The following is a 23262-nucleotide window of genomic DNA, read 5'->3' as shown; positions in this document are numbered from 1 at the left end:
TAATCCATCGATATTTCTATCTATGTTTTAATAAACTTAACGATAAATTACAATACCTTTGGACAGCACTTCTCTTTATGGGAAGTGCTCTTTTTTTAGGGATGGGCCCAATTAATCCTCATATATCTCCAATGGCAGACCATCCGGATCCTCGAAAAAAGTGAATCGTTTGTGAGTATAAGGGTCTATTCTTATTTCCTCCGATTCAATACCTTCTTCTTTAAGAAGTCTTACAGTCTCTTCAATATCCTCTACTTCCAATGCTAAATGACGTAACCCTCGTGCTTCCGGATAACTTGGACGTGCTGGAGCAGCGGGAAAGGAGAATAGCTCGATAACATATTCCTCATTTAACGCGAGGTCCAGCTTGTAAGAATTCCTCTCTTCTCTGTAAACCTCTTGTATGACCTCAAAGCCCAGTTTGTTGACATAGAAGTTTTTTGATCTATTATAATCAGAGCAGATGATAGCAATGTGATGTATTTTTCTAAAGTTCATATGGTGACAGGCACCTCCTGTATTTTATTAAAAAAAAAAGAAGCAATCACATAAACTGCTTCTTTCCGACTACCTATTATTTCATCGCATCCGTCAACACAGGTACGATTTGCTTTTTACGTGATACAACGCCTTTTAATAGCGCCGTGTTATTTTGAAGGGTTACATTAAATGCTTTTTCCACTTCTGCAGCTTTACTTCCAAGAGCCAATGCCGTTGAGTCGTTTTCCAGAATGTCAGTCACAACAAGTAAGAAAAGATCCAATCCTTTTTCTTTGATCATTGTTTCCATCGCAGCTTCCACTTCTGCCTGACGTCCGAATACGTCATTCACATCGACGACGTTGATTTGAGCTACTTCAACTTTCGCGTTACCCATAGAGAATTCCTTCGCATCAAGGGTTACAAGCTCAGCCACTGATTTCGTGCTCATGTTCGCACCAGCTTTAAGCATTTCCAGACCGTATACTTGAGCTTCAACACCAGCGATTTCAGCCAATTCATTCGCTGCAGCTACGTCTTCGTCCGTGCAAGTTGGCGATTTGAATAAAAGGGAGTCCGAAATGATTGCTGAAAGCATTAATCCAGCCATTTCCTTGGTTACCTCTACTCCTTTTTCCTTATAGATCTTGTTTAAGATCGTTGCTGTACATCCAACAGGCTCTGCACGGTAGTATAAAGGATCCGCCGTTTCAAAGTTTGCGATGCGGTGGTGGTCAATGACTTCAATAACGCGTACATCCTCGATGTCTACAGCGCTTTGCTGACGCTCGTTATGGTCAACAAGGATAACTGCATCGGTTTCACCGGCAACCTTCTCAACCAAACGAGGTGCTTCAACGTTAAAGTAATCAAGGGCATATTGTGTTTCACCGTTAACGTCACCTAAACGCACAGGTTCGACGTCCATCCCAATCTTTGTCTTCAAATCAGCATATACAAGGGCAGACGTAATCGTATCTGTATCTGGATTTTTGTGTCCGAAAATAAGTGTTTTACTCATATTCATTCTCCTAACTCTATGTAATGTGGTTCGTGATTTCTCTCTTTACATTTTCTTATATTACCATATTTAAAAGCAAAACCGTATCTGTTCGTGAAGATTTTTTCCAGTGATTATGAAGGCAATATTCCCAGATTCTGTGTTATACTATGGGGACAAGGAGGTGACAAAAACATGGATCAGATTTTACAAGCCATTAGAGAGTTGCAGGAGCAAATGACTCGTTTTGAATCAAATGTAAATACCCGTTTTGAGAGACTGGAAACGCGAATGGATGGGCTGGAAACGCGTATGGGTAGAATTGAAACCCGTATGGATGGGCTGGAAACACGCATGGACAAGCTCGAAAACCGCATGGACAAGCTCGAATCCAGAATGACCGTCCTCGAAGAAAATCAACAAGACACCCAGGATAACATCACGATTCTGGTAAAAGAAAATTGGGATCATAAAAAAGATCTCCATAAAGTAAAACGACGAGTGGGGATGGAGCAATAATCTCAGATACTTTCACTCCCACTCTTTCCTCTTAGATAAACTTCATCATTAACCACCGACCATGAAAAATAAATAACGGAGGTCTCCACATACTGCCTGACCACTTTTCATTCAATCTCCCTCATTAATTCCTTCCCAATTTCATCTTCATATTCCTCATACAAAGGATCAAGCTTCTTCATCCATTCTTCTTTTTCCGAATTCAATAGAATGTGGATATCCAAATCAGTATTTCTCTTTAATTCGCGCATATGGTCATCGTTGATTTCAATAGAATGCCGACGGATCCACTCAGTCGTTTGCTTCATCGCTTCTTCAATTTCTACACGGTACTCTTTAGGTAACTCATCCCAAAATTCTTCGTTCATTAATACAACATAGCCTAAATAAGTATGGTTGCTGACAGTAAGATAGGATTGATAGTCATAAAGCTTTTTTGAGTAAATATTCGAAATGGTATTTTCCTGTCCATCTATAAATCCTACTTCTAAGTTCTCGTAGGTTTTATTAAAAGGCAGGTGACTTACGGCAGCCCCCATCCTTTGATATTGATCTTTTATCACTTCACCCGGCATTGTACGGAAGTGGAGCCGATTGAAATCACCCGGCCTAATCAAGGGTCGCTGACTATTGGTGATTTGTTTAAATCCGTTATACCAAAAGGTAATCCCTTTCACGTTTTCTTGTTTTTCTACCTTTTCAAGTAATATATCTCCTATATTCCCCTCAAATGCCCGTTGAACATCGTCATAACTATTAAACGCAAAGGGTAAGTCGAACACACTATACTCTGGAACATAGGTAGAGACTTTAGACGTGGCGGGGATAATCATTTGAACATTATTATTTTTTAGGGCATTCCATTCACTGATATCCGAATAGAGCGAGCCGTTAGGATAAATTTCAACCTTCACTTTTCCCTTGGTATTCTTTTCGACGAGTGCTTTAAAACGCCTGATTGCTTTTCCTTTCGGTGTATTTTCAGAAACAACATGACTGACTTTAATGACAATGCCATCTTTCAGCTTCTCTTGATCGTCATCATATTCCGAGGTAAAGCCGGTCTGAGAATGAAATCCAACAAAATAGGCTGAAGCAATCCCTGTTAAAATGAACAACCCTATAAAGAAAAAAGTTCTCATAATTGGACCTCCCCTCTCTCCGTTCTACTAAAAATGGTACAATAACTTTGAATGAAGAGGAAGGAATATTCAGAATGAATCGAAAACAAATGCCCATTCGTTGGAAAATAACGATATTATCCTTTGGTGTAGTCCTGTTTGCGCTCATCATTGGATTTATTATATTTGTAGGAAAAGCGATTGAAATGAAGAAAGAAGAGTTAGGAAACCAGGCACTTATTACAGCTAGAACAGTAGCGAATCTTCCAACTGTACAAAGCCATTTAGAAGTGCTCCGAGGGTGGAAAGAAATCCAGCCCATTGTAGAAAATATCAGGACTGTAAATGGATCTGACTACATCGTCGTCCTTAATATGAACCGGATCCGTTACTCACACCCGTCCGATGAGCAGCTTGGGACCATCTCTGCCGGAAAGGATGAAGGTACTGCTTTTGCTGAGCATAGTTATGTGACGACAGCAAAGGGGGAAATTGGTACGGCTGTCAGGGGATTTGTTCCGATCATGAACGATCAGCACCAACAAATCGGTGTGGTCATTGTAGGTATCCTGCTCCCCTCTACACTCGATATAATGAGGAATCTTCAAAATGAACTTGTCATTATTGGTGCTATCACTCTCCTGTTCGGAATCATGGGTTCATGGTTATTAGCAAGACAAATAAAGAAAGATACCTTTCAGCTGGAACCTCATGAAATTGGAAAACTCCTGGTGGAAAGAACAGCTACTTTTCAAGCCATGAATGAAGGCATCATTGCCATTGATAATCAAAATAGGATCACCGTCTTTAATGAGAAGGCCAAAGACATATTGGTGTTAGATGGAGATCCAACCGGAAAATACATTCAAGAGGTACTTCCTTCCTCAAAATTACCGGACGTGTTACACAAGAAGGAACCGATTTATCATGAAGAAATGAGATTAGAGAACAAAATTGTATTAAGTTCCAGGGTCCCCATCTTGGTAAACGGGGACATTGTCGGGGCCGTCGCCGTGTTTCAGGATCGAACGGAGATGACTCAACTGGCAGAAGAGCTGACTGGAGTGAAAGAATTCGTTGAGGCATTAAGGGTCCAAAACCACGAACATCAGAATAAATTACATACCGTTGCCGGCCTGATTCAATTAGAAGAAGGAGAGAAGGCTCTCGATTATATCTTTCAATCCTCTCAAGAAGAGGAGCATCTCACCGCCTCCCTGACGCGGCAAATCAAAATTGATAGTTTGACAGGATTACTATTGGGCAAGATCAGGAGAGGAAACGAAATGGGGATAGAAGTAAAGATCGATCCCGATAGCTACCTATCATCCCTTCCCCCTCTTCTGGATGAACATGATTTTGTCATTATCTTAGGTAACCTGATTGAAAATAGCTTTTATGCCCTAAAAGATTCTGAAGAATATATCAAGGTCATTCATGTCTATTTAAAAGAAGACCCGGACACTTTTCATATTGAAATAGGAGATAATGGAGCAGGAATGACGAAAGAACAGCTTCCCCACTTATTTCAAAAAGGATACACCACCAAAGAGAGTGATGGGTCAGGCATTGGGCTCTACTTGATTCATAGCATTATAGAGAAAGCAGACGGTCATATAGAAGTGGAGTCAACCCCGGGTGAAGGGACGTTATTCCAACTCACTTTACCAATGAATGGAGGGAACAATCATGAAGGAACCGATTAAGGTATTACTTATTGAAGACGATCCAATGGTTCAGGAAGTCAATCGAATGTTCATAGAACGGGTACCCGGCTTTACAGTGTGTGCCATTGCTGGGAATGGACAGGAAGGTGCGGAAAAGGTTTCTTCCTATCAGCCCGACCTTGTTCTGCTGGATAACTTTATGCCAAAACAAAATGGTCTTGAAACCTTACAAGCCTTCCGAAATCAGGAGACAGACGTGGATGTGATTGTCATATCTGCAGCACAGGATAAAGAAACCATAAAGACGATGATGAGATTAGGAGTATTCGATTACATCATTAAGCCTTTTAAGTTTGAACGATTGAAACAAGCTCTCGAGAAATACCGAATGTTTAAACATCAAATGACTGGAGAGGGATCGGTGGGACAACAGGAATTAGATCAGCTTCAGGGTGTTCCCTCTCCCATTAATTCTCCCTCGGTGAAGGAAGAATTACCAAAGGGATTGAACCAGCAAACGTTACAGCAGATCATACAATTTATAAAAGACCAAAAAAGCCCCTTATCAGCAGAAGAAACCGCTGAAGGAATCGGCATTGCCCGTGTAACAGCCCGAAGATATTTAGACTATTTACAGAAATCAGGACAGGTTCAAATCATAATCGAGTATGGCGGTATTGGACGCCCGATCAATCGATATCAATGGCAGTAAGAAAGAATGAGGACACCCCTCATTCTTTTTTCGTTCTCCTCTATCTCACTCCCAGATCAAAAAGACCAAAACGTCCTTTAAGTTCTAAATATTCTAATTTTAATTTGTAAGCGTTACCATATTTAATAGGTAAGTTAAAGGAGGACGAAACGATGAAAAAATTAAAATGGATCTCGATGGTAGCCATCATTTCATTACTATTGGCGGCATGTGGCAGTGATGGCGCAAGCGGCGGCGATTCAAGCAGTGGCGATGATTCTTCCAGCCAATCAATCGTATTTGGTACAGGTGGAACGTCTGGTGCTTATTATGCGATTGGCGGATCATTAAAACCGATTTTCGAGGAAAGTGATTCAATCGGGAATGTAACAGTAGAATCGACAGGAGCTTCTGTTGCCAATATCCAGAACATTACAGATGGTCTTAATCAAATGGCGATCGTCATGAGCGATGTTGCCTATGATGCCGTAGAAGGAAAAGGACAGTTCGAAGGCAATAAAGTAGAGGTTCAGGCTCTTGCAGGCATGTACCAAAACGTTGTGCAGGTAGTCGCTATGTCTGATAGCGGAATTAAGAGTATTGAAGATTTAAAGGGTAAGAAAGTGGGAGTCGGTCAGGTAGGTTCCGGCGTGGAACAATCCGCGAAGAAAGTATTGGAAGCGGCCGGACTAACGTATGATGACCTTGAAAAAGTCACTCACACCGGGTACGCGGATTCTGTTCAGGAAATGAAAAATGGCACACTTGATGCTGCATTCTTCACTTCAGGTGTACCGAACAGTAATATTACAGACCTTATGCAGCAAAATGATGTATCGTTTGTTGAAATCAAAGGAGATCTTGCTGATAAGCTAATGGAGAAATATCCGTTCTATAAAACATTTACGATTGAGTCAGGAGACGAGGCAAAATATAACCTGGATTCGAAAGTTGAAACCGTCGGGATTCAAAATATGCTGATTGTATCGAAGGATGTAAGTGAAGACACAGTGTACGACTTAACAAAACGTTATTACGACTACTTAGGAACAGACGCAGTTGCGGTTGCACCGCTAAAAGAAGTCAACCGGGATGAAATGGCGAAGGGCCTCATTGCTCCCCTGCACCCGGGAGCGAAGAAGTTTTATGAAGAAAAAGGATTACTGGAATAATAGAGAAAGGGCATCAATCCAGGTGCCCTTTTCATTCTATCTATGATAAAAAGAATTCTGGGTGCCTCTGCCCTGCTCCTATTTATTCTTCTCGCCATTGTTCCGTTCAATACGATCATCTTATCCTATCAAAATAAAAACATATTCGTGGAGCCTGTTTTTAATCAAAAGGAAGTTTCCATCCGCTGGACACATTCTGTTGAAAAAGAAGATTGGGAAGAATTTTTTCACATTAAAGATAATACCATCAACTTGACCTCCACCCGCTTCAAAACGTTTGGTGCCGGTGTCCCGGATAACGCAGGCGAGGACACATATATCAAAGATGGCTGGGTATATATGACGAATATCCATCAACCGATTGGAGACACATTGCGCTTCCAGACAGGTAAGAATACGAATCATTGTATTTCATTAAATGAACGAACTCTAGTACTTGATTCTCAGCGGTCCTACCAATTATCGGTGAGGTCCGTACCTATGTATGAACTGATTTATATGATTGTTAATGATTAAGCGAGGTGACTCATGATGAGAAAACAAAAGAACACATCTGTGGAAGAGTTGGATCGGGAGGGAAATACGAGAAGCCAGTTTCCCAAAGTAATTGGTCTATTTATTTTAGTATTGGCAGCCGGGATTGCACTCTTCCATCTATACACGTCTTATGCAGGCGCGTTAGTCGATGTTAAGCAGCGAAGCATCCACTTGTATGGCTTAATGTCCATTGGATTTATCCTGTACCCTTTTATCAGTAAAAAGAAAGGCCTCCCTGTTCCATTTTATGACTATATCTTAAGCGGCTTGTCCTTATTCGTTGGCATTTATATGTTATTCAGTGCGGAGCGCATCATTAAAATGGGGGGACAAATCAACGATACCGATTTCATCGTAGGTATACTCGTCATTGTCCTTCTTCTCGAACTGACAAGGCGTGTGACCGGCTGGGGCTTGACGCTTCTTGCCCTTGGATTTTTAATCTATGGTCTCTATGTAAAGCTGGCTATCTATCCAGAATTAAATTCTCAAATCACATTGACTGTGACAAAGAAAATGATATCCCAGCTTGTATACATTACGGAAGGGATCCTTGGTACAGCGATCGGTGTATCGGCAAGCTATATCATTCTCTTTATCTTGTTTGGAGCATTCCTTAGCCGCTCCGGCATGGGGAAATTATTCAATGACCTGGCACTGGCAGTCGCTGGTCATACAAAAGGCGGTCCTGCTAAAGTCGCGGTGATTGCCAGTGGCTTTCTCGGTTCCATTAATGGTTCGGCTGTTGCCAATGTCGTGACAACCGGGGCTTTCACCATTCCATTGATGAAAAAGATCGGCTATAAGAAAGAATTTGCAGGTGCGGTCGAATCAGCAGCAAGTGTCGGTGGGCAGATCCTTCCTCCAATCATGGGTGCAGCCGCCTTCATTATGGCAGAGAATCTAAATATTCCTTATACCAAAGTGATCATGGCAGGTATCATTCCTGCGCTGCTATTCTACATCGGTATCCTGCTTCAGGTACACTTTAGAGCATCCAAACGTGGATTGCACGGAGTACCGAAATCAGAGTTGCCGTCGGTGAAAGCAGTGCTGGCCGAAAGGGGACATTTAATCATTCCGATGGTGATTCTCCTGTACTTATTATTCTCAGGAAAAACACCGTTCTACGCTGCGTTCTGGTCGATTTTGGCAACGATTATCATTTCTGGTTCGAAGCAGGTTCTGACGTTATCAACCCTGCTCGGAGTATTTTTCATTTTCCAACCACAGGTGAATGGCCTCCTTTCAGGACAAGGCATCCCCCCCCTGAAAAACGGATGGTGGGAACTCCTGTTGATTGTGGTGATTCCATTAGTCATCAATCTCATTAGAAAAACGAAAAATCTGGAAGCCGAGGAAATAGGGTTAAAGGATTGTGTACAAGCACTGGAAGAAGGAGCGAAAACGACGATTCCGGTTGCAGTCGCCTGCGGTGCTGTTGGTATCGTCGTAGGAGTTGCCTCCCTGACCGGAGTTGCACTGGAGCTCGCTAACAGTATTGTCGGTATTGGTGAAATGATCGACAGTCCCCTCCTTCAGCTCGTTATTACTTTACTGCTGACAATGGTCACTTCCATCGTACTGGGAATGGGCTTACCAAGTATCCCAACCTATATCATTACGAGTACCATGGCAGCACCGATCCTTTTACAGCTGCCATTGTTCCGTGAATTGGCTGGGTCGACGGAAACGGCCGTTTTTGTTGCTCATATGTTTGTATTCTACTTTGGAATCTTTGCAAATATCACGCCGCCTGTCGCACTGGCAGCGTTTGCCGGAGCAGGCATCAGTGGCGGTGATCCGACTAAGACCGGATTCCAGGCGATGAGACTTGCCATTGCAGGGTTTATCGTACCGTTTATGTTTGTGTTTTCCCATGAAATGCTGATGGTGGATGCATCCGTTACGAGTATTCTTGTCCTGACCGTTACATCTGTTATCGGAGTGTTCCTGTTATCCGTTTCCATCGAGGGTTATTTCAAAAAGAAAATCCCTGTCAGTATGCGCTTGATAAGTGCTGTAGCCGCTTTTCTCTTGATTTACCCCGGTTGGATGACAGATATCATTGGCTTCATCGTTTTCGTACTAGTTTTGTTTTCGAACTATCAAGGAAAGGGTAAACCGATGAGTAAAGAGATCAATATTCCTAATTAAACGAGGTGGATTTTAATGGATTTTGGTTTGAAAAATAAAGCAGTGATTGTCACTGCTTCCAGTAAAGGATTAGGAAAAGCAACGGCACTCGAGCTTGCAAAAGAAGGGGCTCACGTGCTTATTTCCAGCCGAAATGAAGAAGAGCTTCGATCTACCGCAAAAGAGATCAGTGAACTGGCCGGGAATCACGAAGTCTATTTTACAACATGTGACATGACGAAAGCAGAAGACATTCAAGCACTCGTGGAAACAGCGGTAAATAAACTTGGAGGTGTTGACATTCTCGTCAACAACACAGGCGGCCCACCTGCAGGGGGCTTCCAGCAATTTGATGATGAAGACTGGCAGTATGCCTTTGAGCTTAACCTGCTCAGCTATATCCGTACCATCAGGGAGGTTATTCCCCATATGAAAAAGAATAAGGGCGGACGAATCGTCAATATCGCTTCTTCCTCCACGAAGCAGGCAATTGATGGTCTGATTCTATCCAACACCTTCAGAACAGGAATTGTCGGCTTATCGAAGAGCTTATCAAGGGAACTGGCCCAGGATCACATTCTCATCAACACGGTAGGTCCGGGTAGAATTGCAACAGAACGAGTGGCTCAGTTAGACCAAATACATGCAGAAAAACAAAATATCCCCGTTGAAGAGCTAAAGAATATGAGTGAAAAAGCGATACCTATTGGGCGTTACGGGGAGCCAGAAGAGTTTGCCCGAGTGATTACTTTTCTGGTTTCAGATGCAAATACCTATTTAACGGGGCAATCCCTCGTCGTAGATGGCGGATTGGTTACCGCACTATAAAAAAGCAAAGCCCCAATAGCACGTACCATTGGGGCTTTGCTCATTCTATTTATACTGTGAGTTTTCCTCCGTTAGGCTCACATCCCGTCCGAATGATCATCTCAACCGTCTCATTCGACATATCCAAATGAGAAACGGCAGTACCTTCCATCAGGTCTTGAGTATTGCGATCATCAAACGTCAACGCCCCTGCCAGATACACCTTGAACACATCAATCAGGCTATTAAGCTTTACTTCCTCTTCATCTAACTCATACTCACCCGTGTTTTCAACGACTGATAAGTTTTCAAATTGAAGTGCCTCTTTTAACATCTTCAGAAGCTCGATGTTCTCTGGAGGATTCGGATTCGTAATATGATAGATTTTGTTCGGTTGGGCTTTTTCTGGAGCAAGACTTAGAATGTCCGCTACATAATCAACGGGAACGAGATTGGAAGTACCGTTTTTCGCTGCAACCAGTCTGTAGGTACGCTCTTCTCCCCGGCGCCTTGCAGTCTTACGCTTGAACACACCAAGAGCACGCATGAATCCGTACAGTGTGAATTGAGAGTCCGCTTCCCCCGTTTTAGAATCTCCTACAATAATAGCCGGACGGAAAATGGACACATCCATTTTGTCTCGATAAGAAAAAACAAGATGCTCCGATTTCACTTTGCTTTCCTCATATGGGTTATGGAACTCTCCGTCTGCTGGATAAAGTTCCTCCACCCCTTCTGCCAGCTTTCCGACTGTGTAAGCCGTACTCACATAATAAAACTTCTTCACTTGCAGAATGGTAGCCAATTCAAGGATATGCTTGGTCCCATCGTAATTAGCAGCAAATAGTTCATCACGCAAATCAAAATCAAATTTCACCAGGGCAGCGAGGTGATAAACCTCATCAATCTTCCCTGTTAACCATTCAAGATCATCCCTGCTCAAGCCGGCATTGGGAATGGTAATATCCCCTTGAAAAATATGAATTCTCTTTTGCTCATCCATTTGAAAGGAATCTCTTAATCTTTCAGCCTTCTCTACATTTCTTACTAAAATGTAGACTTCGTTACGTTTATGTTGTAAAAGGTTCTTGATGAGCCTCCCACCAAGAAAACCTGTCGATCCTGTTAAAAATAAATTCAAATTGATCACTCCTGTTGAATTTCAACCTCTAGGGCTATTTTGTCTATCATAGCACATATTGAAAGCGGAATCGTGGTTAAAGAGAGAGTTGGAACATGATGTCAAAAGACGGACGTTTAATAGCAAAAAACGATGAGCATATTTCTGCTCATCGTTTTCAACTCATATTCTCTTCACTTTACCAGCTATCATAAAATCTTTTCGTCACTTCTACCGTATGCGTACTGCCTCCCGCTTCTTCTACGTCTTCAAGAAGCACGGCAAGCACCATCGTCGGGTCATTCTGATCATAAGATACAAATAATCCATTTTCAGTCCCGGTTGTTCCTTGTTCTGCCTTGATCTCTGCCGTACCGGTTTTACCTGCGATTGCTTTCCCTTTTACACTCGCTTTTCCGGCAATTCCTTCAGTGACAACTTTTCGCAAATCTGTTTTCAGCATGTCAGCTTGTTCTTTCGACAGTAAGTTTTCTTTCCATACTTCATGTTCCTCGCCCATTAAGACCCTTGGCTTCATCATGGTTCCATCGTTGATGATTCCGCCATAGGAGCTGGCCAGGTGAACAATGCTCATGAGAACCTCCCCTTGACCAAAGGCTGAATCAGCCAGTTGGACTTCTTTGGAGATGTTTCCGTCATTGGAGATTTGTGACTTATAAATTGGATAAGAAGTTGGAATATCCTCTCCAAATCCAAATTCCTTTAATCCTGAGATAAAGGTATCTGCCCCCATCTCTAATCCCACTCGGGCAAAATAGATGTTATCCGAGAATTTCAACGCACTTTCCAAGTCCACCTTACTCTCATTATCAAAGACACGGACGACTCGGTAATTCCCCCAGGAATCATTCTTCTGCCACTTCTTCCCCGTAATATCATAGATCTTATTTGGATCTAGCTTTCCGGATTTCAATCCGACCGAAGCTGTGATGCCCTTCATGGTTGATCCAGGTGAATACGCAATTGGAAAACGATTCTGTAAAGGCTTTTTCGGATCGTCAGCCAACTTTTTGTATTTTTCAGAGGACATGCCCAATACAAAATCATTCGGGTCATAGGCTGGCGTACTGACCAGTGCCAATGCTTCACCCGTTTGAGGATTGAGGGCTGCCGCTGTCCCTGCTTCACTCTTCATCTGTTCATAAAGCTTCCTTTGCATTTCGGCGTCGATGGTCAAGGTGATGTTTTTGCCATCTTCAACCGGTTGTTCTGCAACGGGCACTACTTCTTCAGACTCTTCTTTCTTCAAATAAATCTGCTGACCATCTTTTCCTCTTAATTGGTCTTCATATACTTCTTCAGCACCACTGAGCCCCATCAATGATTGAGCTGTATAGCCTTCACCTTTTAGTTTCTCCAGCTTTTCTGCTGTAAGTTTTCCTATATAACCGGTCAGGTGGGCGGTCGCTTCCCCATATGGGTATTCCCTTGCAGGCACCCGTTTAGAGTACAGACCTCCTAATTCAATAACTTCCAGAGCTAAAGGTCGCTCGGTTAGGGAAATCTTTTTAATCGGCACAAAAAATTCCGGTTTCACCCAGTTCTGATCGAGCTTGCCCTGAATCGATTCCGCTGACATATCGAGCAGGGATGAAAGCTTCTTTAAGTCACTCTCGTTGAACTCTTTCGGTACGATCCCCAGTTCAAATGCCTCTCCATTCATCGCAAGGGGCTGTTGATTCCGGTCAAGTATATCCCCGCGCTTAGCAGGTACACTCTCCACACCTACTTTATCTCTCTTTTCCATTTCCGGCAGGATAAAAGAAGGCTCCCATTCTACAAACCAATTTTCATCTTCACCTTGTTTTTCTTTGGTTAAAGTGATTTCTTTATCATAGGACACCTTACCAGCCAAAGTGTTGAAGGTAATTTTTAAAGGATATCCCGCTTTTGTTTCCTTGTCCCAGTCCACTTCTTTTTCCGGCTTTTTAAAAGTTACCTTTACATCCTTCACTTCTAAATCTTCATAGATGTCCTTGTATCTCGTGACGAAATCTTCTTTCTTGAACGACTCTTTGGTTGAAGAGTTTAGATACTCATTGAACATGCTTTCAAACTTTTCTTTATTCCACAGATCGACGTATTCCTGCAAGCGATCATCAGGCTTTGGCTTCTCTTGACATCCGGCGACCAACAGACTGAAAGTGACAAAAAGACAAAACAGCATGACTTTTCTATACATATGTACTGACAACCCCTATATTAGACTTTTCATCTCACTTCTAATTCTTTCAAAAAAAACAAATATTTTCAAATTTAATGTATCTATATGCTTGTATTTCTTAGGTATGATTATGACTTGAATGAGAGGCGAAAGTTGTCATATCTTGAAGAACGACACATATAAATTCTTTTTGACAAATAAAAAAGGTTCAACGTCAAATGTTGGGGTGGAGTGAATTTTGCTCCACCCTTAACCAATATGTGTACCCAGTCTTTTATACTTATGTGTTAATAGTATTTTAGCTCGAAAACGCATAAAGCTTCGAAACCCAAATGCGTTTCGCTTCATTACTTTCGTTAAGTTATTGATTCCCTCCAAGAAGCCATTGGAATAGTTGTACATAAAGCTATTTAATATTTCAATCTGCCAATTCTTTAAGGTTTGCGCTGCTTTTTGAAATTCTGGGAGACCAGCTTCATCAATGGCTTTGTAAAAGGAATATAAGTCATGTTTGGTTTGGTGGATGTTCTCTTCTCCATTTTGTTTGGCCTCGACGAACCATTGACAGAATAACTCTTTCAATTCATAAGCCTGCCTTAATTCAGGGGACATATCCAGATACCGTTGAAGATACCATCGATTTTCCTCTGTTAACTTACAAGACTTTTTATAGAATACATGGCGCATTTTTTTGCATTTCTTCCGATCGTAGTCTGCCAACTGGATTGAACTCTTCTCCTCACGTTATCAAGAGCCCAATAAATATACCGAACAAAGTGAAACCTATCCGCCACAATAATAGGCTTACCAAGTGCTTGTGTGACAGCGGCTTTAAAAGATTGACTCATATCCATGATGACGACTTCCACATGAGCGCCATACTTCCTCAGATAGTGCTTAATCGTATTTTTGTACCGATTTGGAAGGATATCGATGGGTTCTTTGGTGATTCCAATTGCGATGATGAGCTGGTACTTACCTTCTTTGGTGTCGCCTTTGTATTCATCAATGGCAATGACCTTTGGCAATTCCTTCGCTTCCTCATTGACTGTCTCCTTTGCCAATTGATCAAAGCGCCTGACGACCGTTGAAAAGGATGTTCCATAGACTTCTGCCGTTTCCTTGAAGGTTTTGCCTTTAATACTACGAATTTTAACCGCTTGGTTCAGTTCGAGAGATAACCGTTGGTATCGATTCACAAAGGGGTTCTTTTCCGCAAACTTCTTTCCACAAGGACAAGCATATCTTCTTCTTTTGTAAAAGATGAGTGTGTGTCTTTCAAACAGCTTTAAATGCTTAATTTTTTGTATACGATAGTCGTGAATCTTATGAGTGAAAGTAGCACAAACCGGACATTTGTGAGCTGTAACTGGCATTTCTACATAAATACAAAGTCTCGCTTCCACTTCCTCCATTTTCGTAACCAATGCATCTTCAAAACCCGGTAAAACTATGTTAGAATTCATTATGCACGTATCTCCAATCTATACTTGTTTCTCGACAACTCAAGTATAAAAGACTGGATGATTACGTGCATTTTTTATGTTCAATTTGTGTAAGAACCCCAACAAATATTATAGAACCATAAAAAAGGCCAGTTCATAAACCGGCCTTCTCTACTACTATAAGTAAACCCCTACCCCAGGACCAAATGGAATACCCAATAACGCAAATGTCAGAAGTAACACGATCCATACAGATAAGAACGCGATCGTATAAGGAAGCATAAGTGAGATCAAAGTTCCCAGCCCTGCTTTTTTATCATACTCCTTCATAAAGGCAAGAATCACGATGATATACGGGTTCATCGGTGTGATGATATTCGTTGATGAATCCGCGATACGATAGGCCGCTTGTACAAACGCCGGGTTATATCCAAGTGTCGCAAACATCGGGATGAAGATCGGTGCTTCCAATGCCCATTGAGCGGAACCACTGAAGATCAATAGGTTCAATAATGCTGTCAACAGGACAAAACCGATAATGGCCGCAAGCCCCGTCATATTGATTGATTCCAGGAAATTCGCTCCACTGACCGCTACCCATGTTCCTAGATTCGTCCAGTCAAAGTAAGCAATAAATTGGGCTGCTGCAAAGATTAATACGATATAACCGCCCATGTCTTTCATGGCTTCTGTCATATACCTTGGTACGTCCCTGCTGGATTGAATTTTCTTCACGGTCACCCCGTAAGTAACCCCGATCACGATAAAGAAGAATAGCGTGATGGGAATGATTCCGGATAAGAAGGTAGAAGGAATAAGTCCCCCATCTTCATTTCGCATCGGAGAGTCCGGCCAGACAATCGAGACGACTAACAGGACGATAAATGCTAATCCTGCCAAGGTTGCATTTCGAAGCCCTTTTCCTTCTAAAGGACTCTCTTCTTCTAAAGTTTTATCTACTTTCCCTTTGTATGTCCCTAAACGCGGCTCGACAATTTTTTCGGTAACGAGAGCGCCTACAACTGTCAGAAGAGCAACAGATGCAATCATGAAGTACCAGTTATCCACCGGTGTCACCGTTACTTCAAATGCTTTGGCAGCTTCGGTTGATATCCCGGCTAATAACGCATCGGTTCCGGTAATGATAAAGTTTGCCGTAAAGCCTGCTCCTACTCCGGAGAACCCGGCAGCAAGTCCAGCCAGAGGATGTCTTCCCACCGTATAGAAGATCATGGCGGCAAGTGGAGGAATGATAACGAAGGCTGCGTCTGACGCCAGGTTCCCCATGATCCCTACCATAATAACAGCGTATGTAATCAATCCTTTGGGAGCGTTTAAAACGGTTTTCTTAATCGCTGTTTCCAGTAATCCCACCTTTTCCGCCAATCCGATCCCAAGCATCATCGCTAATACGAGGCCGAGTGGAGCGAAGCCGGTAAAGTTATCGAGCATGGAGGTCAGGATGTATTGGAGTCCCTCTCCGGAAACCAGGCTCTTGATCGCTAACTCTTCTCCATTTTTCGGGTGTATAACCGTCACACCCAGACTTGAAATAAACCAGGAAAATAAAACAATAAAGACAGATAAGTACACAAACAACATGAATGGGTCAGGGAGTTTATTCCCTACCTTTTCAATTCCACCTAAAATTCGAAGATATCCCTTCTCCTTTTGAGGTGGATTTGGCTCTAAATTGGGATTTGTCATGAGGTCACTCCTTCAAATAATGTTTTAAGGAATAATTCCTTTTTACTTCCGTTAATAAGTATTTCGATATTAATTGTATAAATCCTCTTTATTTTTTAATATTTATGAGAAAATTTTAAATTTACGGATTACTGAATAGATGAGGATAAAAAATCCCCTACTCATAGTTAGAGTAAGGGATTTTTAGGATCCATTTATTTAAGTTGGAAGCGATATAACTTCCTTGGTCTTCCCCTGCCGCCGCTTTGTTCTTCACCGCTGATTTCCACTATCCCGATCCTTTCCATTTCAGTAAGGATTCTGCGCCCGTTCCGTTCGGTGCTTTTCAGCCAGCGGGAAAGGTCTTGGGACGTGATTTCCTCTTTGTCGTAATGACGGGAAAGAGAAAGGATTTTTGAGACGATGGCTGAACTGACCGAAGCCTCTTTAAAGACTTCCTTCCATTCATTGCCCCAGTTGTTGAGAGCGTATGTAATGGACTCCGACGATGGAAGAATTTCCGTTACCGTCTTGTCTTCATTGACACTTATGACGATGGAAGATTCGTGCTTTCTCGCATGTTGAAAAGCAAGACGTACATGATGTTCCGCTTCTAATACGGTCACACCAAACCCTAATCCCACACGGATATCCAGATCTGTATGGGTCTTCACTTCCTGAGTCAAAGTAGTGAAAATCGACTCCTTCTCATGAAGATCGAGTTCCCCTCTCGTTGTATAAACGAAGAACAATCCGTCCCCTAATTGAACCATGGAACCATTGATCTTCTGGGCGATATCAAGGAGATTCCGCTTCAGATCCAGCTCCTGATGCTTCATTTTATAAGAAAAATGGGACTCGTCCAATGTCTGTGTGGAATAGATGACTTCGATTCCAACGATGGCAATTTGGGATTTACGATATTTCCTCGATTGTGCCCTCTCTAATAAATACTGCAAAATCATCCGGATGGATAAATTCGTCGGTACGACACGGTAACAAGGAATGCCTGCTTCAGTGAGGCGCATTTGGACACTTTGAATACACGTAATCGCCGTTTCAATTTCACCTTTTTCGTAGAGTGAACGGTGATAGTCTACGAGTTCATCTGCACTCCGGTATCCTTCATATGGATAGCTTGAGATTTCTAGTTGATCAAAGGAGTGAAATTGAACGGCTGTTTCAATTTCCTCCTTTGATATTGTATCTATACTAATCTTATTTAACAGAGTCTGTTCTTTCATTTGCGCTTCTAATAATGCCCCAAAGAAACTGGATCCATGTAAGGGCGGAAAGCTCCCTTCCTTTTCCGTGATCCATCCTTTCTCAAGCGCATAATAGAAGGGGGATTGTCCTGAAAAGAACCATTGATCTACTAGACCGCGGTTCTTCTCAAGAATTTCTTCTATTTCATTCACCCCGTGATAGGGAAAATTCATAAGTTCTATATTGTCAAAATGAGTGGCCACATGATTGATCCGCTGAATCGAATCATCCGGGCCGATGACACCAATTTTTATCATCAACTGTTATTCACCTGCTTCTTGCCGCAATACTTCAGCTAGAATCTCGACTCCTGCATACAAGTCTTCTAATGAGCTATGTTCCTTTGGATGATGGCTGATCCCTTTTTCACAGGGAATGAATACTAAAGCAGATGGCCATTTCGCTGCCATATTCATGACGTCATGCCCTGCCCCGCTGTCCATGTCAAAGGTGTCGTACCCCAGGGTTTCCCCGGCTTGTTTGACTCTGGCTGTCAGCTTTTCATCTAATAGAATAGAAGGATTTTCTACAAGAGTTTCTATGTTGATTGTAACATTAAATTCAATCTCTAAGCTTCGACACTTTTCAATTATTTTATCGGCCATGGATCGCTTTAGGTCATCGTCGACGGATCGGATATCGATTCCCGCTTCTGCATCGCCCGGGATCACATTCATGACGTTCGGTTTCACGTTCATCGTGCTGACGGTTGCTACAAGTGGTTTCTGGGACTGGCTTGATAGCTTTTCCGCTTCTTGGGAAACAAATGTGATTAGGGGAGCTAGAGCCACAAGGGCGTCCGCCCGTTTCCCCATTGGTGTCGTTCCCGTATGACCAGCCATTCCTTCCACCTTTACCTTCAAGCGGATCGGACAGGCTACACCCCGGACAATTCCGAATTGAGCAGCATGATCTTCGATTTGGGTCCCTTGTTCGATATGAAGCTCGATGAAAGAGAGGATTTCCTCTCGGGAGCGTTCAGCTTTTTCAACAGATGACCAGTTTAAGCCCATTGATTCCACTGCTTCTTTAATGCTGACCCCGCGCTGGTCTCTTACGTTTTCTACTGATTTATCAAGAATTCCTGCCACACATTTACTTCCTAGAGTAGAAACACCGAAACGTGCTGACTCTTCAGAGGCAAAACAGGCCACTTCAATGGAGTGATGGGGTTTGAAACCACGGTCTTTTAATGCTTTCACGGCTCCCAGTCCACACAGGACACCGGCTACTCCATCATAGCCTCCCCCGTTTTCAACCGTATCGAGATGAGATCCGGTCATGATAACTTGACTGGTCTCCCCTTCCCACCTGGCAAATAGATTCCCTGCCCGGTCCCTCTGTACGGATAACCCTAACGTTTCTGCAACGTCCCGAAACACATTCATGGAAGCAGTCTCTTCCTTGGAATATCCTAATCTCGTAAATCCATCGGGTTGTTCCATCGTGTCAACCAAATTTAATGCTTCTAGAGTTGTTCTTAACCATTCTTTCAACTCGCAACCTCCTCTTTTAGGTGAGATAATTTTAGAATAATACGTGCGAAGGCATCCACTGCCACGTTTAAGACGCCCTCTTCAAAATCGAATCGATGGTGATGATGTCCGTTTTTCAATCTTGTTCCAAATACCATGTAGGTTGCTTTTCCACCCTGATTTTGTACCTCATTCATCATATAGGTCACATCTTCTGATGCCTTTAAAGGTAAACCATCATGGATTTCGGATATAAATGCACTTTCCTCTCCCACATCCTTTAACCACTGAATCCATTCAGGGTTACATGCTGCTTCAACCGTCTCTCCCACCACATCGATGCCGGTTTCCACACCATAAAGGTCTCCCGATGCTTGAAGGATACGCAGAGCTTCCTTCTGCATGTACTGATTGATGGCAGTCGTTTCCCCTCTTGTTTCCATTTCAAGATGAGCTTCATCGGCAATGATGTTTCGGCCTGCTCCCCCTTGAAGCTTCCCGACATTGATCCTGGTCGCCCCGTCAGAATGGCGCGGGATATTGTAAAGGTGAAGACTTGCCGCAGCCGCAGCCAATAAAGCATTCTTCCCTTTTTCAGGCTCGAGACCTGCGTGGGCCGCTTTTCCTTTATAGGTGACGTTGATTTTGGATGAAGCGAGAAAAGAATGAGTCGTAGCATACACTCGTCCAAGCTTTAAATCCCGAATGCCGATATGACCGCTTGCAAAGTAATCGACATTCTCCAGCCAGCCTTTTTTTACCATGGCTTTTGCTCCCCGTCCACCTTCTTCAGCAGGCTGGAAGAGGAGAGTGAACCTTCCTGAGAGCTGATCTTTGTATGCTGACAGGAAGGTTGCCACCCCCAGGCCGATAGCAGCGTGACCGTCATGACCGCAAGCATGCATGATCCCTTCATTTTGGGAACGAAAACCTTCTTTCATTGGCATGTGGTGATCAGGATCATTCGCTTCTTTTATGGGCAGGGCATCGATATCAAAACGGAACGCCATATGTGGACCGGGCTTTCCTGTATCAAATGTGGCAGCCAATCCTGTATGACCGCCCTTCATTTTATCGAGCCAGCCCTTTTCCACGCCTTCTTTTATGGCACGTTCTTCTTGAAGGACTAAATATTCCTGTAGGGGAACCCCCATTCGTTCCGTGGACTCCAAAGCATCTTTTCCAAGGTGAACCATGAAGCCGAGGTTGATTAATTCTTTTCCGATCAGATAGGTGGTGACATATTCAGTGAACCCCAGTTCGGGCTTCTGATGAAAGGTGCGTCTGAAGGCAGTGAGTGCCTGTGATATTTCATTAATAAAATGTTCAACAGTTTTCATCTTTCAAGACTCCTTTTTTCAAGCTTTTTCAAGGTATCCAGTGCAAGCTGGGCCATCACTTCAATCCCTTTAGGCAATGCACTTTCATTTAGTTTAAATCTCGGGTCATGGAGAGGGTATTGTGGTTCAGAATCCTTCACAGCTGTCCCCAGCCAGTAGAAGGCACCAGGATATTTCTTCAGAAAGCGGGAGAAATCCTCTCCTCCAAGAGACGGCGATACCACAGGTACAGCTTCTTCTCCAAGTACTTTTCGGGCAGCGTTACGCACTTCATCTGCCCATTGAGGTGTGTTGACCGTCGCGGGGTATCCATCTAAATAGTCGATGGTCATGTGAGCCCCAAAGCTTTTCCCTACTCCTTCAATGATGGAGTGAAAACGGTCCTTCACCATTTCATTCACTTCCGGTTTGAAGGTTCGAATGGTTCCCTCAAGGGTTACTTCATCCGCAATGACATTGTAGCGATAGCCTCCTTCTATTTTCCCGATGGTGAGGACCGCAGAATCGATGGGATCTGTATTTCGGCTCACGATCGTTTGAAGCTGGGTAATGAGGTTATTGGCAATAATGATGGCGTCATTGGATTGGTGAGGCATGCTCGCATGACCACCAGAGCCTTTAACGGTAATCTTAAAGCGGTCCGAAGCTCCCATGATTTCATGATGGAGCACTCCGATTTCCCCGACAGGCAGGTCCGGCCATACATGCTGCCCGAAAATGACGTCAGGCGTATATTCATCGAATAGTCCATCGTCCATCATTTGCTGAGAACCTCCTACAGGGGCATTCTCCTCCGCCGGTTGGAAGACAAGAAGAATCGTACCTGCTATTTCCGGTTTTAGTTGATTCAATACTTTCCCTGTACCAACGAGCATGGCCGTATGGGCATCATGACCGCACGCATGCATTTTGTTGTGGATAGTGGATTTGTAGGAGAGATCATTTTCCTCCTGGATTGGCAGTGCATCAATATCGGCTCTTAATGCGACCGTACCTCCAGGTTTTTCTCCTTTAATGATTCCAAGCACTCCTGTTTTGGCATAGCCCGTTTTATATGGAATCCCTACTTCTGCTAATTTCACCTGAATCGTTTTCGATGTTTCGAATTCCTCTCCACTCACCTCTGGGAATTGGTGAAGGTGTCTGCGTAATTCTATGACTTCTTTCTCTACTGATTGGACAAGCTGCTTTAACTTCATGAAAAATCTCCTTTTCGGTCGAATGATCATTTAAGGAAAAGTTCCTTAATAATACCGTTAATAAATATATTCGATATAAAGTTGGAAAATCCTATGTGGAGTAGAAAGTTTTTTAGGAATTTGTTTTTTGCTCAGCAGCATTGGTGAGATTCTTTTGAAGGTATTTCTTTCGGCGAGGATACTTACAAAGTGAGAGATATACGGATGTTGGACAGAAAAGCTAAAATAGGAAGATGACAGATACCTCACAGCCTCTCTCTAGTAATACTAATCTAGAACCAATTTCCACCAACTTTTCCTTGCAAAACCCACCTTTTCCCCATCATACATAATGCATTTCTTTAAAAATTTGTTATAATAGTACATCGTAAGAGTAATAAGGAACAGAATCCTAAGATTATATCTTGCAAATATATATCGATAGGTGGAAATAAACATGAAAAATTATCGAGTACTACTGTATTACAACTATGTAGCCATTGAGAATCCCGAGGAGGTTACGGCCCAGCATAAAGAATTGTGTGAGGAGCTTGGCCTTATGGGACGTATACTGATTTCATCTGAAGGAATCAACGGAACATGTTCCGGTACGATTGAACAGACAGATGCTTATATGGAAGCGATGAGAAAGGATCCTCACTTCTCGGACACTGTGTTCAAAATTGACGAAGCTGATGGTCATGCCTTCAAGAAATTGAAAGTTAAGCACCGTCCAGAACTTGTGACACTTCGTCTTGAAGATGATGTGAATCCGAATGAACTCACAGGTAAATACCTTGAGCCAAAGGATTTCTTTGAACAAATCCAGCAGGAAGATACGATTCTTCTTGATGCAAGAAATGACTATGAATATGAATTGGGACACTTCAGAGGAGCCGTGAAGCCTGATATCAAAAACTTCCGCGATCTTCCGAATTGGGTCCGTGATAATAAAGATAAACTGGAAGGCAAGAAAATCATCACGTATTGTACGGGTGGTATCCGCTGTGAAAAATTCTCAGGCTGGTTAGTGAAAGAAGGCTTTGAGGATGTAGCACAGCTTCATGGTGGAATCGTCACTTACGGACAAGACCCTGAAGTGAAAGGTCAGCTATGGGACGGTCAGCTTTACGTGTTCGATGAGCGTATCGGTGTTCCTGTCAACCAGACAGAGCATGTCGTTGTCGGGAAAGACTACTACACAGGTGAACCTTGTGAGCGCTACGTAAACTGTGCGCACCCGCCTTGTAACCGAAAAATTCTTTGCTCTGAAGAAAACGAGCATAAGTATATGAGAAGCTGCTCTGATGAATGCCGCAAGAGCCCTGAAAACCGCTACATTAAAGAGCATGATTTGACAGAGGAAGAAGTGGCACAGCGTTTGGCAGTGATTGAGCGGGAGAAGGAAACGGAGACTATCTAAATAATCTAAGAAAA

The 23262-nt window shown here is 42.9% G+C and carries 18 protein-coding genes and 1 pseudogene; 8 read left to right on the top strand and 11 right to left on the bottom strand.

Annotated elements, in window-relative coordinates; genetic code table 11:
* Nucleotides 1-111: 111 nt before the first annotated feature.
* Both gloA2 and F0342_RS13680 read right to left on the bottom strand, forming a co-directional pair.
* Nucleotides 112-498 (bottom strand): SMU1112c/YaeR family gloxylase I-like metalloprotein, encoded by a 387-nt coding sequence (gene gloA2, locus F0342_RS13685; protein WP_149156478.1) that lies wholly within the window; start codon nt 496-498, stop codon nt 112-114.
* A gap of 76 nt (nt 499-574) precedes the next feature.
* Nucleotides 575-1501: a manganese-dependent inorganic pyrophosphatase gene (locus F0342_RS13680; RefSeq protein ID WP_149156477.1), complete on the bottom strand. Its 927-nt coding sequence runs from the start codon at nt 1499-1501 to the stop codon at nt 575-577.
* A gap of 174 nt (nt 1502-1675) precedes the next feature.
* Here F0342_RS13680 and F0342_RS13675 point away from each other — a divergent pair, with 174 nt between their 5' ends.
* Entirely contained in the window at nt 1676-1999 is a 324-nt protein-coding gene (locus F0342_RS13675) for a hypothetical protein (RefSeq protein ID WP_149156476.1), read from the top strand.
* A gap of 107 nt (nt 2000-2106) precedes the next feature.
* On the opposite strand, the gene F0342_RS13670 is transcribed toward F0342_RS13675, so the two are convergent.
* Nucleotides 2107-3141 carry a DctP family TRAP transporter solute-binding subunit gene (locus tag F0342_RS13670; RefSeq protein WP_149156475.1) on the bottom strand — a complete coding sequence of 345 codons (1035 nt, stop codon included), beginning with the start codon at nt 3139-3141 and terminating at the stop codon, nt 2107-2109.
* Between the two features lie 74 nt (nt 3142-3215).
* Here F0342_RS13670 and F0342_RS13665 point away from each other — a divergent pair, with 74 nt between their 5' ends.
* From F0342_RS13665 to F0342_RS13640, 6 genes are all read left to right on the top strand, one after another.
* Nucleotides 3216-4826, top strand: coding sequence for an ATP-binding protein (locus F0342_RS13665; RefSeq protein ID WP_149156474.1), 1611 nt, complete (start codon nt 3216-3218; stop codon nt 4824-4826).
* On the top strand, nt 4807-5499 hold the full coding sequence (locus tag F0342_RS13660; protein WP_149156692.1) for a response regulator: 693 nt from the start codon (nt 4807-4809) through the stop codon (nt 5497-5499). The genes F0342_RS13665 and F0342_RS13660 overlap by 20 nt, the downstream gene beginning before the upstream one ends.
* A 152-nt stretch (nt 5500-5651) precedes the next feature.
* Complete coding sequence (locus F0342_RS13655; RefSeq protein WP_149156473.1) at nt 5652-6650, top strand: TAXI family TRAP transporter solute-binding subunit; 999 nt, start codon at nt 5652-5654, stop codon at nt 6648-6650.
* 42 nt (nt 6651-6692) lie between these two features.
* Nucleotides 6693-7166 carry a DUF1850 domain-containing protein gene (locus tag F0342_RS13650; RefSeq protein WP_149156472.1) on the top strand — a complete coding sequence of 158 codons (474 nt, stop codon included), beginning with the start codon at nt 6693-6695 and terminating at the stop codon, nt 7164-7166.
* Nucleotides 7167-7181: 15 nt separating this feature from the next.
* Nucleotides 7182-9344, top strand: coding sequence for a TRAP transporter permease (locus F0342_RS13645; RefSeq protein ID WP_149156471.1), 2163 nt, complete (start codon nt 7182-7184; stop codon nt 9342-9344).
* 15 nt (nt 9345-9359) lie between these two features.
* Nucleotides 9360-10151, top strand: coding sequence for an SDR family oxidoreductase (locus F0342_RS13640; protein WP_149156470.1), 792 nt, complete (start codon nt 9360-9362; stop codon nt 10149-10151).
* Nucleotides 10152-10200: 49 nt separating this feature from the next.
* Here the strand turns inward: F0342_RS13640 and F0342_RS13635 are convergent, their stop codons facing one another.
* The 8 genes and pseudogenes from F0342_RS13635 to F0342_RS13600 all read right to left on the bottom strand — a co-directional run bounded on the left by F0342_RS13635 (nt 10201) and on the right by F0342_RS13600 (nt 21846).
* The gene (locus F0342_RS13635) at nt 10201-11280 is read right to left on the bottom strand and encodes an SDR family oxidoreductase (RefSeq protein WP_395940688.1); all 1080 of its coding nucleotides are present in this window, start codon (nt 11278-11280) and stop codon (nt 10201-10203) included.
* Nucleotides 11281-11449: 169 nt separating this feature from the next.
* Nucleotides 11450-13453 carry a penicillin-binding transpeptidase domain-containing protein gene (locus F0342_RS13630; RefSeq protein WP_149156468.1) on the bottom strand — a complete coding sequence of 668 codons (2004 nt, stop codon included), beginning with the start codon at nt 13451-13453 and terminating at the stop codon, nt 11450-11452.
* Between the two features lie 231 nt (nt 13454-13684).
* A pseudogene (locus F0342_RS13625) lies at nt 13685-14901 on the bottom strand (ISL3 family transposase).
* Nucleotides 14902-15057: 156 nt separating this feature from the next.
* Entirely contained in the window at nt 15058-16587 is a 1530-nt protein-coding gene (locus F0342_RS13620; RefSeq protein WP_149156467.1) for an AbgT family transporter, read from the bottom strand.
* Between the two features lie 194 nt (nt 16588-16781).
* Nucleotides 16782-18089 carry a helix-turn-helix domain-containing protein gene (locus F0342_RS13615; RefSeq protein ID WP_149156691.1) on the bottom strand — a complete coding sequence of 436 codons (1308 nt, stop codon included), beginning with the start codon at nt 18087-18089 and terminating at the stop codon, nt 16782-16784.
* A gap of 6 nt (nt 18090-18095) precedes the next feature.
* A complete protein-coding gene (locus F0342_RS13610; RefSeq protein ID WP_149156466.1) occupies nt 18096-19328 on the bottom strand; it encodes a M20 family metallo-hydrolase in 1233 nt (410 codons plus the stop codon).
* On the bottom strand, nt 19325-20647 hold the full coding sequence (locus tag F0342_RS13605) for an amidohydrolase (protein ID WP_149156465.1): 1323 nt from the start codon (nt 20645-20647) through the stop codon (nt 19325-19327). The genes F0342_RS13610 and F0342_RS13605 overlap by 4 nt, the downstream gene beginning before the upstream one ends.
* Nucleotides 20644-21846, bottom strand: coding sequence for a M20 metallopeptidase family protein (locus F0342_RS13600; RefSeq protein WP_149156464.1), 1203 nt, complete (start codon nt 21844-21846; stop codon nt 20644-20646). The genes F0342_RS13605 and F0342_RS13600 overlap by 4 nt, the downstream gene beginning before the upstream one ends.
* Before the next feature lie 436 nt (nt 21847-22282).
* Between F0342_RS13600 and trhO the strand changes: the two genes are divergently transcribed.
* Complete coding sequence (gene trhO / locus F0342_RS13595; RefSeq protein WP_149156463.1) at nt 22283-23248, top strand: oxygen-dependent tRNA uridine(34) hydroxylase TrhO; 966 nt, start codon at nt 22283-22285, stop codon at nt 23246-23248.
* Nucleotides 23249-23262: the final 14 nt, after the last annotated feature.

This window comes from Bacillus sp. CH30_1T (genome assembly GCF_008364765.1).
Lineage (GTDB): Bacteria > Bacillota > Bacilli > Bacillales > Bacillaceae_B > Rossellomorea.
This window is presented reverse-complemented; position numbering and strand designations above follow the sequence as displayed.

Excerpts from the sequence above, each read along its gene's own strand:
- F0342_RS13650 (WP_149156472.1), top strand. The coding sequence starts at position 6,693 with ATGATAAAAAGAATTCTGGGTGCCTCTGCCCTGCTCCTATTTATTCTT.
- F0342_RS13670 (WP_149156475.1), bottom strand. The coding sequence starts at position 3,141 with ATGAGAACTTTTTTCTTTATAGGGTTGTTCATTTTAACAGGGATTGCT.
- F0342_RS13630 (WP_149156468.1), bottom strand. The coding sequence starts at position 13,453 with ATGTATAGAAAAGTCATGCTGTTTTGTCTTTTTGTCACTTTCAGTCTG.
- gloA2 (WP_149156478.1), bottom strand. The coding sequence starts at position 498 with ATGAACTTTAGAAAAATACATCACATTGCTATCATCTGCTCTGATTAT.
- F0342_RS13615 (WP_149156691.1), bottom strand. The coding sequence starts at position 18,089 with ATGATAAAAATTGGTGTCATCGGCCCGGATGATTCGATTCAGCGGATC.
- trhO (WP_149156463.1), top strand. The coding sequence starts at position 22,283 with ATGAAAAATTATCGAGTACTACTGTATTACAACTATGTAGCCATTGAG.
- F0342_RS13665 (WP_149156474.1), top strand. The coding sequence starts at position 3,216 with ATGAATCGAAAACAAATGCCCATTCGTTGGAAAATAACGATATTATCC.
- F0342_RS13620 (WP_149156467.1), bottom strand. The coding sequence starts at position 16,587 with ATGACAAATCCCAATTTAGAGCCAAATCCACCTCAAAAGGAGAAGGGA.
- F0342_RS13655 (WP_149156473.1), top strand. The coding sequence starts at position 5,652 with ATGAAAAAATTAAAATGGATCTCGATGGTAGCCATCATTTCATTACTA.
- F0342_RS13640 (WP_149156470.1), top strand. The coding sequence starts at position 9,360 with ATGGATTTTGGTTTGAAAAATAAAGCAGTGATTGTCACTGCTTCCAGT.
- F0342_RS13600 (WP_149156464.1), bottom strand. The coding sequence starts at position 21,846 with ATGAAGTTAAAGCAGCTTGTCCAATCAGTAGAGAAAGAAGTCATAGAA.
- F0342_RS13645 (WP_149156471.1), top strand. The coding sequence starts at position 7,182 with ATGAGAAAACAAAAGAACACATCTGTGGAAGAGTTGGATCGGGAGGGA.
- F0342_RS13675 (WP_149156476.1), top strand. The coding sequence starts at position 1,676 with ATGGATCAGATTTTACAAGCCATTAGAGAGTTGCAGGAGCAAATGACT.
- F0342_RS13680 (WP_149156477.1), bottom strand. The coding sequence starts at position 1,501 with ATGAGTAAAACACTTATTTTCGGACACAAAAATCCAGATACAGATACG.
- F0342_RS13605 (WP_149156465.1), bottom strand. The coding sequence starts at position 20,647 with ATGAAAACTGTTGAACATTTTATTAATGAAATATCACAGGCACTCACT.